Origin of the sequence: Bifidobacterium choladohabitans (genome assembly GCF_016102005.1) — a bacterium.
GTDB lineage: Bacteria > Actinomycetota > Actinomycetes > Actinomycetales > Bifidobacteriaceae > Bombiscardovia > Bombiscardovia choladohabitans.
The window spans coordinates 12,365-27,732 of sequence record NZ_JACFPL010000003.1 but is presented as its reverse complement, the minus strand read 5'-3'; the positions used below and the strand labels follow the sequence as shown (position 1 = coordinate 27,732).

General features: G+C 56.3%; 11 protein-coding genes. 1 reads left to right on the top strand and 10 read right to left on the bottom strand.

The features are described 5' to 3' along the window. Positions 1–154: 154 nt before the first annotated feature. The 9 genes from H3S97_RS06250 to H3S97_RS06210 form a co-directional block, all read right to left on the bottom strand. Entirely contained in the window at positions 155–685 is a 531-nt protein-coding gene (locus tag H3S97_RS06250) for a heat shock protein transcriptional repressor HspR (RefSeq protein ID WP_198220116.1), read from the bottom strand. 52 nt (positions 686–737) lie between these two features. Continuing rightward, on the bottom strand, positions 738–1,742 hold the full coding sequence (locus H3S97_RS06245) for a DnaJ C-terminal domain-containing protein (protein ID WP_198220021.1): 1,005 nt from the start codon (positions 1,740–1,742) through the stop codon (positions 738–740). A gap of 145 nt (positions 1,743–1,887) precedes the next feature. Further along, positions 1,888–2,613 carry a nucleotide exchange factor GrpE gene (grpE, locus tag H3S97_RS06240; protein ID WP_232356343.1) on the bottom strand — a complete coding sequence of 242 codons (726 nt, stop codon included), beginning with the start codon at positions 2,611–2,613 and terminating at the stop codon, positions 1,888–1,890. A 1-nt stretch (position 2,614) separates the two neighbouring features. Beyond that, the gene (gene dnaK / locus H3S97_RS06235) at positions 2,615–4,513 is read right to left on the bottom strand and encodes a molecular chaperone DnaK (RefSeq protein ID WP_046322242.1); all 1,899 of its coding nucleotides are present in this window, start codon (positions 4,511–4,513) and stop codon (positions 2,615–2,617) included. A 239-nt stretch (positions 4,514–4,752) separates the two neighbouring features. After that, the gene (gene malQ / locus H3S97_RS06230; RefSeq protein WP_198220020.1) at positions 4,753–6,903 is read right to left on the bottom strand and encodes a 4-alpha-glucanotransferase; all 2,151 of its coding nucleotides are present in this window, start codon (positions 6,901–6,903) and stop codon (positions 4,753–4,755) included. A 274-nt stretch (positions 6,904–7,177) separates the two neighbouring features. Next, complete coding sequence (locus tag H3S97_RS06225; protein ID WP_198220019.1) at positions 7,178–7,792, bottom strand: YesL family protein; 615 nt, start codon at positions 7,790–7,792, stop codon at positions 7,178–7,180. An 82-nt stretch (positions 7,793–7,874) separates the two neighbouring features. Continuing rightward, positions 7,875–8,711, bottom strand: a complete 837-nt coding sequence (locus tag H3S97_RS06220; RefSeq protein ID WP_198178559.1) for a carbohydrate ABC transporter permease — start codon at positions 8,709–8,711, stop codon at positions 7,875–7,877. Then, entirely contained in the window at positions 8,708–9,553 is an 846-nt protein-coding gene (locus H3S97_RS06215; RefSeq protein ID WP_198176984.1) for a carbohydrate ABC transporter permease, read from the bottom strand. Before H3S97_RS06215 ends, H3S97_RS06220 begins: the two co-directional genes overlap by 4 nt. A gap of 125 nt (positions 9,554–9,678) precedes the next feature. After that, positions 9,679–11,028, bottom strand: a complete 1,350-nt coding sequence (locus H3S97_RS06210) for an ABC transporter substrate-binding protein (protein ID WP_198220018.1) — start codon at positions 11,026–11,028, stop codon at positions 9,679–9,681. 469 nt (positions 11,029–11,497) lie between these two features. Between H3S97_RS06210 and H3S97_RS06205 the strand changes: the two genes are divergently transcribed. Then, positions 11,498–12,586: a LacI family DNA-binding transcriptional regulator gene (locus H3S97_RS06205; RefSeq protein WP_198176986.1), complete on the top strand. Its 1,089-nt coding sequence runs from the start codon at positions 11,498–11,500 to the stop codon at positions 12,584–12,586. A gap of 25 nt (positions 12,587–12,611) precedes the next feature. Here H3S97_RS06205 and H3S97_RS06200 read toward each other — a convergent pair whose 3' ends face one another. Next, positions 12,612–15,065 (bottom strand): glycogen/starch/alpha-glucan phosphorylase, encoded by a 2,454-nt coding sequence (locus tag H3S97_RS06200; protein ID WP_198220017.1) that lies wholly within the window; start codon positions 15,063–15,065, stop codon positions 12,612–12,614. Positions 15,066–15,368: the final 303 nt, after the last annotated feature.

The following is a 15,368-nucleotide window of genomic DNA, read 5'->3' as shown; positions in this document are numbered from 1 at the left end:
TGTCGGTCGACAGTTCGCAGGCCGCGTGCAAAGCAGAGAATGACGAATTTCGCGCAAGCGGTTTCCCCGTACTCAAAGCATTCAGGCGACAGTCAGCCGCAGCTCTTGGGCGAGCGGCCAACCTGTACACCATAGCACAGGCCCCTCACCTGTCTCAGGAGCGTACGCTCCAGACGATCAGCGATTTGGAATCAGTCGGATCAGCCTCGTCATGCGTCGTATCCTGCCGCCAGAGCCGGGCCCTGCTGGACCGCCTGACTTCGACAACCCGACCGTCGGCAGCGGCTGCGAACATACTGGACCCCTGTGACTGGTGGGAGCGCCGCAGCTGGCGCCTCAGCTGGCGATTCTCCTCTGCCAGGGCCAGGATCCTGGTCACACCGGCCAGGTTGATGGACTCGTCCTGACTCAGATGCTGGGCCTGGCCCAGCCGGTCCAGATCCCGCAGGGAGTATCGGCGCGCACCCCCCTCGGTCCGTTCCGGCACAATCAGACCCAGCCGGTCGTATTGGCGCAGGGTCTGCGGATGGATGTTGGCCAACTGCCCGACCTGGCCGACGGTGAAGACCGGCAACTCGATGTCCAATCCGGCATCATCGGCAGCATCCAGACTGATGCGCCCGGCCACCAGGCCGCGAGCGCAGGCCAGATAAATCCGCCTGGTCTCGGGATCCACCCTGACCATGATCATCACTCCTTCCCGCTGTTCGCTCCGACTTGATCCCGCGTTCGGATCGTCATATCTTCATGCGCTCACCGGCGATCCGCTCGTCGAAGTCACCGCTGGACTTGGCAAAGTCACGCATGGCCTTCTTCTGGGCCATGCCCAACCGACCGGGCATGCGGATCTCAAGCCGCCCCACCAGGTCGCCCTTGCCGCGCCGGTCCTGAACCCCCTTGCCGGCGATGCGGATCTCGTCGCCGCTGGAGGAGCCGGCCGGGATCTTGAAGGTGACGACCTGGTCGTCGATGTCCCGGGCCTGGACCTTGGCCCCCAGGGCAGCCTCGGAGACCGTCACCGGCAGGGTCATGACCAAGTCCCTGTCCTTCATGGCGAACCGCTGGCTGGGCTGGACGCTGATCTGCAGGTAGAGGTCGCCATTGGCGCCCCCGTCCCTGCCGGGCCGACCCTTGCCAGCCAACCTGATCCGCTGGCCGTTACGCACCCCAGCGGGGATATGCGTCTTGAAGCGCTTGCCGCCCACGCTCAGGGAGACCGTGGCCCCCTTGACCGCCTGACGGAAGGACAGGCCGATTTTCGAGTTGCGATCCTCACCCTTGACGGGCCTGGGCCTGCTCTCCTGGTAGGCGGTCCGACCGCCACTGCCGGCACCTCCACCGAAGGAGGAGAAGATATCAGCGAAGTCCGGCTGCCCCGAACCGTCGCCGAAACGGATGCGGGTGCTTCCAGGCGCCCCGGCCCCACCGAACATGGAGCCGAAGATGTCCGAGAACGCATCGGTGTTGAAGCCGCCCTGGCCTGAGCCTCCGGCGAACCGGGCTCCCCCCATGCCGAACTGGCGGATGGCATCGTACTTCTGACGCTGCTCCTTGTTGCTGAGCACGTCGTAGGCCTCGGAGATGTCCTTGAACTTCTCCTCGGCCTCCTTGGTCTTATTGAGATCGGGATGGTATTTGCGGGCAAGCTTGCGGTAGGCCTTGGTGATCTCCGCTTCGCTGGCGTCCTTGGAGACACCAAGGACCTTGTAATAGTCCTTGCTCAGCCATTCATTCTCAGCCATCCATGTCTCCTTTCCTCATAAGCTACGAATATATCGAATTGGAATCCGCCCTTTCGCGTGCGGCGGCGGGCAGGACCATACCCACCAGCCGCCGCATGCGAAGGCGTCGATTCAGCCTGCGGAAGGTCCGCAATCACCGTCCCTGCTACTGCCCGGGCGAGGTCACCACTACCCTGGCGGCCCGGATCACCCTGTCGCCGATCCGATAGCCTGCCTCGACAACCGTGTCAACGGTCTCTTTCTTGGCATCGGGGTCCGGCTTGTGCAGGATGGCCTCATGCTTGGTGGGGTCGAAGTCCTCGCCTTTTTCACCGAACTTCTCGACACCGAACTTCTCGAAGGTCTTGTCGATCTTCTTGGCCACGGCCTGGAAGGAGTCGTCCATCTGCCCGTGCTCCTTGATTCGGTCAATGTCATCAAGGGCCGGAAGAAGGGCGGTCAGCACATCCACGATGCCGTGCTGGCGGAAGATGTCCTGCTCCTTCTTGGCACGGTTGCGGAAGTTGACGAACTCGGCCCGCTCGCGCTGGAGGGCCTCCAGATAATCGGCGGCCTCCTTCTTGGCCTGGCCCAGAGGAGTCAGCCCGTCTGATCCCTTGTCGGTGCTCTCCTCCTTGGCCGAGTCGGCATCAGTCTTGTCATCAGCCTGAGCATCCGCTGACGACGCGTCCTTGGCGGAGGAATCCGACGTGGTCTGGCCGGCCGCCTGGCCCTCGTCTACTGCGCTCTTGTCGGCGTGATGTCCGCGAGCCGCTTCCTGCTCTGGTGTCGAGGCGGCGTCAGAGGCCTTGGCCTCGTTCCCGTCCGGTCCGCCGGCGGCGGCCGGGTCACCCTTCAGTGGCCCGGCATCATCCTTGTCGAAGGCCGACATGTCACTCGCCGTCCTTCTTCTTGTCGTCGTCGTCCACGACCTCGGCATCCACCACGTCGTCATCGGCGGACGAGGAAGAGCCTGCACCCGAGGCAGCACCGGCGGCACCTGCAGCGCCCTGAGCGCCTGCACCGTCAGCGGAGCCCTGCTGGGCGTAGAGGGCCTGGCCGATCTTCTGGGCAGAGGTCATCAGCTCGCTTTGGGCGTTCTTGATCTTGTCCATGTCCTCGCCCTTCAGAGCCTCTTTCAGAGCGTTGACCTTGTCGGTGACCTCCTTGGCCACCTCGTCGGAGATCTTGTCCTTGTTGTCGTTGACCAGCTTTTCGGTCTGGTAGGCAGCGGACTCGGCGGCGTTGCGGGTGTCGGCATCCTCACGACGCTGCTTGTCCTCGGCCTCGTGAGCCTCGGCCTCCTTGACCATGCGATCAATCTCGTCCTTGGGCAGGGCGGAGCCACCGGTGATGGTCATGGACTGCTCCTTGCCGGTGCCCTTGTCCTTGGCGGAGACGTGCACAATGCCGTTGGCGTCGATGTCGAAGGTGACCTCGATCTGAGGAACGCCACGCGGGGCCGGAGCGATGCCGGTCAGCTCAAAGGTCCCCAGAGGCTTGTTGTCGCGGGCGAACTCACGCTCGCCCTGGTAGACCTGGATCAGCACGGAGGGCTGGTTGTCCTCGGCGGTCGAGAAGACCTCGGACCGCTTGGTGGGGATGGCGGTGTTGCGGTCGATCAGCTTGGTCATGATGCCGCCCTTGGTCTCGATGCCCAGGGAGAGCGGGGTCACGTCGATCAGCAGCACGTCCTTGCGGTCGCCCTTGATGACGCCGGACTGCACGGCAGCACCGACAGCCACGACCTCATCGGGGTTGACGGTCTGGTTGGCTTCCTTGCCGCCGGTCAGTTCCTTGACCAGGTCCTTGACGGCGGGCATACGGGTGGAGCCGCCGACCAGCACCACATGATCGATGTCCTGAACCGAAATGCCGGCATCGTGCAGCACGTTGTTGAAGGGCGTGCGGCAGCGGCCCAACAGGTCGGAGGTCATCTCTTCGAAGTGCGCCCGGGTCAGGGTCTCGTCCAGGTGGACCGGGGTCCCGTCGGGGGTCATGGCCAGGTACTGCATGGAAATGCTGGTGGACGAGGAGGAGCTCAGCTCCTTCTTGGCCTGCTCGGCGGCCTCCTTGAGCCGCTGCAGGGCGATCTTGTCCTTGGACAGATCGACGTTGTACTTGTTCTTGACCTCGGTGACCAGCCAGTCGATGATCTTCTGATCCCAGTCATCGCCGCCCAGCTTGTTGTCGCCGTTGGTGGCCTGGACCTGGATGGTGGAGAAGCCGTCGTCATCCTTGCCGATCTCCAGCAGGGAGACATCGAAGGTGCCGCCGCCCAGATCGAAGACCAGGATGCGCTCATCCTCCTTGCCCTTCTCCAGACCGTAGGCCAGAGCTGCAGCGGTGGGCTCGTTGATGATACGCAGGACGTTCAGACCGGCGATCTTGCCGGCATCCTTGGTGGCCTGGCGCTGAGCGTCGTTGAAGTATGCAGGGCAGGTGATGACCGCGTCAGTGACGGGTTCGCCCAGGTAGGACTCGGCATCCCTCTTGAGCTTCATGAGGATCTGGGCCGAAATCTCCTGCGGGGTCCACTTCTTGCCGTCGATCTCGACGGACCAGTCGGTGCCCATGTGACGCTTGACCGAGCTGATGGTCCGGTCCACGTTGGTGACCGCCTGGCGCTTGGCCACCTCACCGACCAGAATCTCGCCGGACTTGCTGAATGCCACCACCGACGGCGTGGTCCGCGCGCCCTCAGCATTGACGATTACGGTGGGCTCGCCGCCCTCCAGGGTTGCAATGCAGGAATTTGTGGTTCCCAGATCGATGCCAACTGCACGTGCCATACTCGTTACCTCCTGATGAAATGGGGCGTAGGGTCTGACCCCGCACCTCGACGTTCACGTTCTCCGCTCGCGCTTCGTTCGTGGTCCCGATGGCCGACTTCCGTCGACCCGGACAAGCAGCCATCATGACCACTCCGAAACTTGAGCCTACATCACTCAACTTCTTCTGGCAAATATTATTCCCATTATCAAGAACGCTACTGAAAAACGAGCAAATACCGGGATGGCAGGAGTCCGGCTCACCCTTTCTGCATAATCCCGGCAAGTGCGCGGACACGGGCCATATCGAACACCTTGTCAGCACTCACTGCTTGCCCATGTTCATCAGCCAATGGAACGCGCCAATTGGGGTATTCATCGACTGTGCCAGGCTGATTCTGCGAACGAGCCTCGCCCACTCCATCAACCAACGCAGCGACCTTGAGCAGGCAGGGGGACTCGGCAATGGCACGGTGCATAGCCTGCACAATTTCCTGCATATGGCCGTCCTCATCACTGGCAGCTGCCTTATCCAACCAGCCATGGTCCTGCAGAAAGCGCAGCATGGCCGCATGCTCCTGCTTGGCGGCATGTTCAAAACTGGCGGGCGACGTGTTCAGCAGGTGCAGCTTCTCTCTGAGTCGCACATGCTCATAACGAAGATATCCAGCCGTGGGAGGCAGATCATGCGTAGTCACGGCCGCCAATGCACACTGACGGTACTGTGCCGGATCTGTAAACCGTCCATCTTGCTGCTCAAACCACTCAATGACGGTGCCCAGAATGCCACGTTCAGCCAGAGCCTGCGAAGCGTAACGGGGAACGACACCCAGATCCTCCCCGATGACCATCCCCCCGGAACGAGTCGCTTCAATGGCCCAGACCGCCAGCATGGCATCCTGATCATAGGACACGTAGGCTCCCTGGCTCGCAGGCAACCCGTCAGGAATCCACCAAAGTCGGAACAAGCCCAAGGCATGATCGATGCGGACGGCCCCGCAATGAGCGAACATGGCATGGACCAATTGCCTATAGGCCAGAAACCCGGTTCGCTGCAAGCTCATCGGGTCAAGCGGCGGCTGCATCCAATTCTGCCCCTGCTGATTGAAATCATCTGGCGGGGCGCCCACCGTGGCACCGGATGCATAAGATTCCGGATGGGTCCAGACATCGGCTCCAAGAGGATTGACACCAACAGCCATGTCTTCCATCAGACCAATAGCCATGCCAGCATCCCGGGCAGCCCTCTGCGCCCGTTCCAGCTGCTGATCAGCAACCCATTGCATCCAGACATAGAAATCGAAGTCGTCATGATGCTCCTGCAGCAGGTTACTGACGGCGACAGAATCCGGGCCGAGTCTATGAAACCATGAGTCGGGTCCGGACTCAGGTCTGCCCCAGCATTGGTATGCCAAGCACCACAAGGCGAAGTCCTTGAGCTCAACGCCACCGGAATCAATAAACTGTTCCAGCTGTCCAGCACGTTCCTGACTCAGCTCACCCTTGTCATAGATGATCCGCAAGGCTGCCTCTTTGCACTTCCAGCTATGATCCCTGTCAATGACGTCGGGATTGGTGTCATCCATTGATACCTGTTTCAGGAGCGCACGGATACCATGCTTATCCCCTGCCGACAGATTCTGGTATTCGTCGATCAGCTCAGGTCGAATATAGAGGGGATTGATAAACACACGAGAGGCCGGGAAATACGGCGAAGGCGTCATTGGAGGCACTGGCTCGGCGGCATGGATGGGATTTATCAGCATGAAATCAGCCTTGGTCTTATCAGCAGCATCCACAAGAAGCCTACGTAGATCCCCGAAATCGCCGACACCCCAGGATTGCGGCGAGCGCACCGAATACAGCTGAACCATCCAGCCCCATCGTGGATGCTCGGCAACCGCAGCCGGCAGATCAATATGTCCCGGCGCAGCAATCACCGTCGACACTGCGCTCCGCATGCCGTCCGATACGGTGAGCTCGTGGTACCCAATCGGAATCCTGCCGTCCAAAACCAGAAAGAGGGATCGACCGTCATCCGGGCCGCCTCCCGACGTGATGACCAGCGACGATGATTGATCTGTTCCGTCCTCGAGCTTCAACGAAGCTCGCACGGAACCTGCAGCTGCACGAAGCGGCACCCTGACAGCATTGCCCACGGTCTGCACGATGGTCGGCGGACACAGCTGTTCATTCCGGTCACGAAGTATGCGCTTCAGCGATAGATCGATCTGAGCATCGCTCTTGGCGGGAACGCCCATTGCCCCCAGCACCCTGACGAGCACATCGGCATCTATATGCTGCAATTCGCCTTGCTGATCCTCATATTCAGCAGCGACACCGCACAAAGCGGCAAGACGTGCCAATGCGCCTGTAGTGTCAGGCAATGACTGCACTGCTTTCGCACTCATGATTCGACCTCATTCCACCCTGCGCAACGTGTACCTTCCTGGCGTCCCAATGGCATTACCCCCGGACCGTCGCCCCGTGACATAGTTGATCTCCTTTGCTTACTTTGGCAGCAGGTCGAATACCGGGAGCAATCGCACGAGGTTCAACGGCCACCAAGATTGTTCTTGCAATCGTTGTCATTCCTTAATTGGCATTGCATCGCCTTTTCATTTACATCCGAGTCAATTTGATGGAATCGTATACATGTTTATGTATACAGGTATTTCACGGCCATCAGGATTGCGAATTGCCGGTCCGATACCTGTCAAGGGTGGGTTTCTGGATCGGCGTATGGAGCATGACAAGTGTTCCATACCCTAGAACCACGAGAAGAAAAAGCCCCTGGGGAAGACGAAGCCAGCAGACGGCCAAAAGCAGTAAATACGCCAAGTCCATGACGACCAAAGCCGCTGTGCGCGGCCAATTGACAACGCCAATGACCAGTGCATTCAGCATGGTCCTCAGGACAGTATTTTCAAAACCGGCTTGCAGCGACCAGACCCATTCGAAGACGATGGCCCATAGCAGCCCCAGGGCGAATCCAGGTATCAGCAAGAGGGGTACGCGCACCAGGAGCCATCCGCATATCAGCAGGCAACCGATCGGACCCAATATCAGCCATATGCACGTGGACTGCATAAATTCCACTCGAAAGGCATGGAAAAAATCGGCAGTTACATGGCCTCGCCCCTGAAGGGACCTTCGAGCAGCGTAATGTCCTGCCGACAAAGCCGCACCAATGGTAACCAAGGGCAGGCCCGTAACCAGCATGAGCATGTTGATCCAGATGGCATCCGCCAGATCCGACAATCCGCGCATCAACCCTGAATCGGGAGAGAGAAAACCCATCAAACCTCCATGCAATGATGCTCAGCACGGGAGCCCGCCAGGGAAGAAGATCCGGGCAGGCCCCCGTGTCTGAAACATCGGCCTACCCCTTCACTGCTCCGGCAAGCACACCTTTGATTATGTACTTCTGGCAAATCAGATAGAAGATAACAATCGGGATGATTGCCAACACCAGGCATCCCATCATGGCACCCATATCCACACTGCCATAACCGCCTTTTAGATACTGAATGGCTATGCTCATCGTTTTGAACCTGCGCATGTCCAAGGTCAAATATGGCAAGAGGAAGTCATTCCATATCCACATAGCCTCGAGGATGGCGACTGAAACGATCGAGGGCCGCATGATTGGCACCACGATTCCAAAGAAAGTACGTGGAATACTTGCTCCATCAATCATGGCTGACTCCTCCAGCTCCCGGGGAATGCCCTTGATGACGCCGGTGAAAATGAAAACGGCCAGACCAGCGCCGAATCCAAGATAGACAAGGCACAATCCCCAAGGTGTATTAAGTCCCAGCATGTCCGCCAGCTTGGACAGCGTAAACATGACCATCTGGAAGGGCACGACCATGTTGAACAGGAACAGGACATACAAGGTTCTGGCCGCCCAATTATCGACGCGGACGATCCACCATGCACACATGGAGGTGCAGATCAGAATCAACAGCACCGATCCAACCGTAATGAGCACCGTCCATCCAAAACTGGCAATCAAGTCGGTCCGTTCGATGCCACGCCGGTAATTCTCCAAACCAACGAATGCCCTACCTACAGGTATCGAGAAGGCATTGCGCGATATATATGCCTTGTTTTTGAAGGAATTGACCAGCACCAGCACAAGAGGAAACACCCACAGTATGGATACCAGAGTGAAAAAGACGCTCCATAAGCCGGATCTTTTCGTTTTCTCACTCATGCCGTCACCTCCTTGCTGGTGGTAAGCCGGTTCTGTATCAGCGCAATCAACGCCACGATAACGAAGAACACCACCGCCTTCGCCTGCCCGACGCCCTCAAACCCGGTCCTGCCATAAAACGTCCGGTAAATGTTCAGCGCCAGAAGCTCAGAGGTGTTCGAAGGCGCGCCATTGGTCAATGCCAGGTTCTGATCGAACATCTTGAACCCGTTGGTCACTGTCAGGAAGGTGCACACAGTTATCGACGGCATCATCAGGGGTAGCGTAATCAACATCAGCCGTTGCCGACTATTGGCACCATCGACCGAGGCGGCTTCCAGCACATCACCGGGAAGAGCCTGCAGACCGGCAATATAGATGATCATCATGTATCCGATTTGCTGCCAGCAGTACAGGAGCACCATTCCCCAGAATCCGTACATTCCCGAGTAGGTGATGGATCGGCCCCATCGGGAGAGCACGCCGTTGAGCAGCAGCAGCCAAATGTATCCAAGAACGATGCCGCCGATCAGGTTCGGCATGAAGAAGACGGAGCGGAACACATTCGCCCCTCGAATCGCCTTTGTCAGCATGTAGGCCACCGCGAATCCAGCTACGTTGACAACAACAGTCGTCACTATGGTGAAAGCGACGGTATAGACCAAAGCGTGCCAGAATTCCCCGTCAGCCAGCGCTGCACGGTAATTGGTCAACCCGATGAATCGTGCATCAGTCACCGTAGTAAAACGACACAGGCTCAACCACACACCCATAAGAAAGGGGACAATAAATCCGACTATGAAGGCCACTACTGTGGGCACGGTAAAAAGGACCCACCAACGCCGTATCGATCTGACTACCATGGGTCGTCCATTCCTTCCCCGACTCCATCCAAGCCCGCCATGACCATTCCTCAGAAATTCGGACAAGTCCATGACGGGCAGCTGCTCATTTCAGCAAGCGAATGGAAGAGCCGACGCTCTATATATCAGGCCTGACGATTGGCCTGATACTCCTTGGCCCAATTGTCTACGAACGCCGACTTGACCTTATCCCAGTTGCCGGTGCCCTGAGCGTACTCCAGAAGGGCGTTGCCCAGGTCATTCTTCCACTGCTCGGAGGGCATCATGGTGAAGTTCCAGCTAACCTGGGTCTTGCCGGACTTGGAGTCTTCGACTGCCTCCTGAACCAGAGGATTGTCGGATTTTACATCATCAAAGCTCTTGAAGGGGGTGGTAAAGCCCATGTCGCTGCTCATGGCTTTCTTGCCCTTTTCGGAGGTTATCATCCAAGCCAGGAATTTCTCCGTCGCCTGCTGATCATCCTTGGAGGCCTTCTTGTTGATGCACCAGTAATTCTCCGAACCTGTCGCCAGACCCTGATCCTTCTCGCCGGGAGCGCCGATGTAGATGGGCATCATGCCGATCTGATCCTTGGACATACCTGCTTTCTCCAAATCAGTCCATGCCCAGGTTCCGTTCTGATATAGAGCGGCCTCTCCAAGAGCAAATTCCGAATTGGCGTCATCACCGGTCTTGGAGCTCAGCTGCTTGGGATCAGTGGTGGAATCCTTCAGATAAAGATCGAAGATTTGCTTGAACTGAGGCAGATAAGTTCCCTTGACGGATTCTGGCTGAGTGGTGATCTTATCTTCCTTGAGTTCGTAATAGAGAGGAATATTGGCCAAATGCGTCTTGAAGCGCCAATCGGAGCTAGAGTCGAACCCCGCCGAGGTAAAGGCACCCTTGACGCCAAGCTCATCCTTGTGCTGCTGAATGCCATCAGCAACCGCCTTGAGCTTGTCAAATGAATTTATCTCCTTCACGGACTTGACCTTGGCATCAGACAACTTCATGTACTTGCCCATGATGTCTTTGTTGTAAATCAGCCCATAGGTCTCCATGGCATAAGGAACTCCCAGGACCTGCTGACCGTCATCCGACTTGAGCGCCAGGTCTTGATTGGTCAGCTGGCGATACACTTCGCTTTTGGACATGTCTGCCGTATAAGACTTCCAACTGGCTAGGCCCACGGGCCCATTCACCTGGAATAAGGTCGGAGCCTGTGATTTGGCCATCTCCGACTTCAGCGTCTGTTCGTATGTATTGGAAGCCGCCGTTTGCACATCAACCTTGACGCCGGTTTCCTTGGTATATTCTTCAGCGATCGCTTTCCACTGGTCCGCTGCTTCTGGTTTGAAATTCAGGAAGAAGACCTTGCCAGCGGCTGTCTTACCACCATCAGCCGATTGAGCCGATCCGCAGGCGCCCAAGGCTCCGGCGGACAAAGTCAGAGCCGCCAATAGACCAATTCCCTTGGTTATCGTATGATTCATCATCGAACCTTTCTTTCTTGTTCAGTCGAATTCCTCGCTGTCACTTGTGTCCAGCCAGCGACTCGTACCGAACTGAAATTCGACCTACTTCTATTGTCCACAAAAAAAGGAAAAATGCAAACGATAGCAATCAGGGATGGCAGAATACGGTTCACCAAGTCATTCCATCAAAATCTTCGTCCAATGATTCGGCTCAACATGAATCTTTTGAGCCAACAAGACGCAGCATTCTCTATAATTCAACCGTTGTCATCTACGCGCCACCTTTTCATACGGTGGCATCAACAGCGTTCGTGCGATCGATTCCAAAAGCGGTATAAAGATTGCAAACTCGCTATTTCCCAGATATCACATCTATGACAGATTAGATCTGCGTCCTGGGTTCTATAATAAAGATGAAGTAGATGAAGAAGGAAATTGCTATCGTTATCTATAAGGTAAGAGGGCAAGCTCCGTCACATCGAACTGGATCATGGAGGAGGATTCGAATGAGGTGCTGCACCATAACGGCATCCCCAGCGGACGCCTCCTCTTCGGCAATCGGAGGCGCCCAGTGAAATCCACCATCCAGGACGTTGCCAGGAAAGCTGGCGTATCGGTCTCCACCGTATCCCGATCTTTCACTCGTCCACAGCTGGTTTCCGCGAAAACCCGCGCAAAAGTCCTTAAAATCGCCAGCCAGTTGGACTTTAGCATATCAAGATCGGCAGCAGCGCTGAAGTCAGGACAATCCATGCGCATTGCCATGCTCATAAGCGACAGTGTGACCAAATGGTTCAACAGCCTTGTCTTCGCGGGCCTCAATGACGTTCTTCAACAATCGGGCTACGATATCTCCATTTACACAATGAATACATTTGAAGCACGCAGCCGATTTTTCTCCGATTTGCCGGTTCGCCGGAACGCGGATGCAGTAGTGGTTTGTTCATTCAACATAGAACCGGATGAAATCGCCAGGCTGGGAAACATGGATGTGCCTATCGTAGGCATCAACATCCCGGCCATCAAGGAATTTGACGCAGCCGTTTATATCGACGATCACGACTCCATGCGTCTGGCTGTCAACCATCTGATCGGCCTAGGCCATCGACGAATAGCATTCATTAGGGCAGGGCACGGTTCGCCCTTCCGCTATAGGGCTGACGAGCGGCTTGAAGGCTTTATGGATGCCTGTCGCAGGGCGGACATTCAGGATGAAGCCACGGCCATACAATGTCCTCTCGGGCAGGATGTCTACAACTCAGCCTTGTCCCAACTCCTGGCGCTGGAACCAGCGCCGACAGCTGTATGCTTCCAAACTGATGAATTGGCTATACCAATTCTCTACCGTCTTCATCGCTATGGCCGAGAAGTTCCTGACGATCTATCCGTTATCGGTTTTGACGACAGCACCTACAGCGACGCAATCGGACTGACCACCATACAACAGGATCCTTACGCCATGGGCCGGGCGGCAGCAGACAAGATACTCAGCCTGATCACCGGAAAGGACGCTGGGGAACTTTACCAAATGTTCCCCACGCACCTGATCCTCAGGGATACAACCAAACCTCCCCGGTGACCTTCCTGCAATCGTCAGGCCCCGCTTATCTGCGTGTCCCTGGCATCCAAATCCGGGTCAGATAATCCTCCACTGCCCGATCGGAACTGAAAGAGCCACATCGGGCGATATTGAGTATGGCTTTGCGAGCCCACTGATCGGGCTGTCTGTATGCTTGGTCAATCCTGCGCTGAGCATCCATGTAGGCTCCGAAGTCAGCCATGACCATGAATTGATCGTGCTTCAGCCAATCCTGGACAAGCTTGCGATAAGTATCACGATCACCATGCGAAAAGGCTCCTGATGCCACCATATCAATAGCAGCTCTCAGACGAGCATCCTTGTCATAATATGCCATAGGAGCATATCCCTCAGCATCCAAAGCATGCACCTGATCCACGTTCAGCCCGAAAGCAAAGAAGTTCTCTGCACCCACCTTCTCGCGTATCTCCACATTTGCCCCGTCCAAAGTTCCGACAGTCAGAGCCCCATTGAGCGCGAATTTCATGTTGCTTGTTCCACTGGCCTCCTTGCCGGCCTGCGAAATCTGCTCATCAAGGTCAGTGGCGGGAATCAGGTGTTCTGCCATGCTGATGTTGTAGTTTGCCGGGAAATACACCTTAAGCAGTCCATCGGTCCTTGGATCCGCATTGATGACTCTGGCCACATTGTTGATCAGCTGGATGGTCAGCTTGGCCATGGCGTAACCAGGAGCTGCTTTTGCACCGAAAATAACCGTTCTTGGTTGCACCCGATCATTGTCGGATCTTCCGGCGATCATATCGGCGTAATCAGCAATAACGGCCAGTATTTTCAACGACTGCCGCTTGTACTCATGCAGGCGCTTGACCATGACATCGAACATGGTTGAGGGGTCGGGGCTGAAGCCATACCGTCGTTGAGCGTAGAGAGCAAAATCCCTTTTATTGTCATCCTTGACGCGTATGAAGCGCGCCACGAAGTCGTCATCATCGGCCAGCGGTTCCAAACCAGACAGCTTGGAAAGGTCGGCAACCCAAGAATCAGTTCCCAAACCTTCCGTAATCAGATCCGAGAGCCGCGGATTGGCCAATCGCATGAAGCGTCTAGGAGTCACTCCATTGGTTACGTTGGTGAATTTGCCGGGATAAACTGTGTGAAAGTCCCTGAGCGTGACCTCTTGCAGAAGTCGGGAATGCAGTTGTGCAACACCGTTGACCTTGGTGGACCCAACCGTAGCCAGATAGGCCATGCGGATTGTAGGATCCTCACCTTGCGTGATGATACGCATGGCATCAATCCGCTCCTGATCAACCTGTTCGTCCCTCAAATATTTGACAAAATCAGCATCGATGCGCTCGATGATCTCCATATGCCTGGGCAACAATTCCGCAAGAAGCGAGCGCGGCCACTCCTCCAAAGCCTCTGGCAAGAGGGTATGACAAGTATAGTTGAAAGTCCTCTGTGTGATTTCCCACGCCTGCGTCCATTCATAGCCGAAGTCATCCAAAAGGATGCGCATCAGTTCGGCGATGCCAATGACCGGATGCGTATCGTTCAACTGGAAGCAAATATGATCAGGCAGAGTGCTCAGATCAGGATGATCCTGACCATGGTAGAAGGTCGCTATGGCATCGCCCAAGGATGCAGCGACAAAGAAATACTGCTGCTCTAATCTGAGACGCTTGCCGTCCGCAGTGGAATCCTCGGGATAAAGGATCGCGCTGATGGTATTCGCTCGCACCTGAGCCTGTACCGCACCGCCATAGTCTGACTGGTTGAAGCGTTGCAGATCAAAGCCGTCATATGCTTCAGACTGCCAGAGACGAAGCGTATTTATACGCCCGGATGCATAACCAGGGATCGGATAGTCATAAGGAACCGCCTGAACCGACCAGGCCGGGCGCCAAACCCTGTGGCCATCCTGCCCCGTAACCTGTCCTCCAAAAGCAACCCGTTGCGCTCTCTCCATCTGTCGATATCCCCAGGCATCGCCGGCAGACAACCAGTCATCGGGCTTTTCCGACTGTCTGCCATTTGCATCGAAGACCTGCTCGAATATGCCATAGCGGTACCGAATACCATACCCGATGGCCGGCAGATCAAGCGAGGCCAAAGAATCCATAAAGCAGGCTGCCAGTCTGCCCAATCCGCCGTTGCCCAAACCGGGCTCATGCTCTGCTTCGATGACGTCATCGGGGTCAAAACCCAATTCCCGCATGGCTTCATTAAATTGATCAGTCATCCCTGCGTCCAGAAGAGCATTGGGCAATTGCCGCCCCAGCAGATACTCTGCGCTCAAGTAGCCCACAGTCCTGGTCGTGCCTTCGGCCATGCGTCGATTGCTGCACTTCCAAGATGTTGCCATACGATCGCGTACCAGCTGAGAAGCTGCTTGATAAATCTGAACCGGCGATGCTGCAGCCTCATCGACTCCCCAGCGTTGAACCAGTCGTTTGCGAACCCCCTCAGCAAACTCGGCTGCTGATATTGATGCTCTTGGCTCAGTCAATTCCGTCATTGGGCAGTTCCTCCATTCTCGCCATTGATGCCAAACCTCGCCTCGGCCCGGTCTGCTTTGACAGTGGCCTTCCCCGTCCTTGCCCGGAAAGGCCATTACCAACACCGAATCGCCATCAATGACATAGCGCCAAGCGACTACTTGTATTGCACACGTTATCATAATAAGAAACTTGTTTGCCTGCAAATCATTACTCAGCCTTTACGATCACTGGAGAAACAGCAACTATCCTTCAATCTGCGGCAAGTCTTAGAGACGAAGAGATGACATATATTAATGACACCGTTTGCAATTCAAAATCAG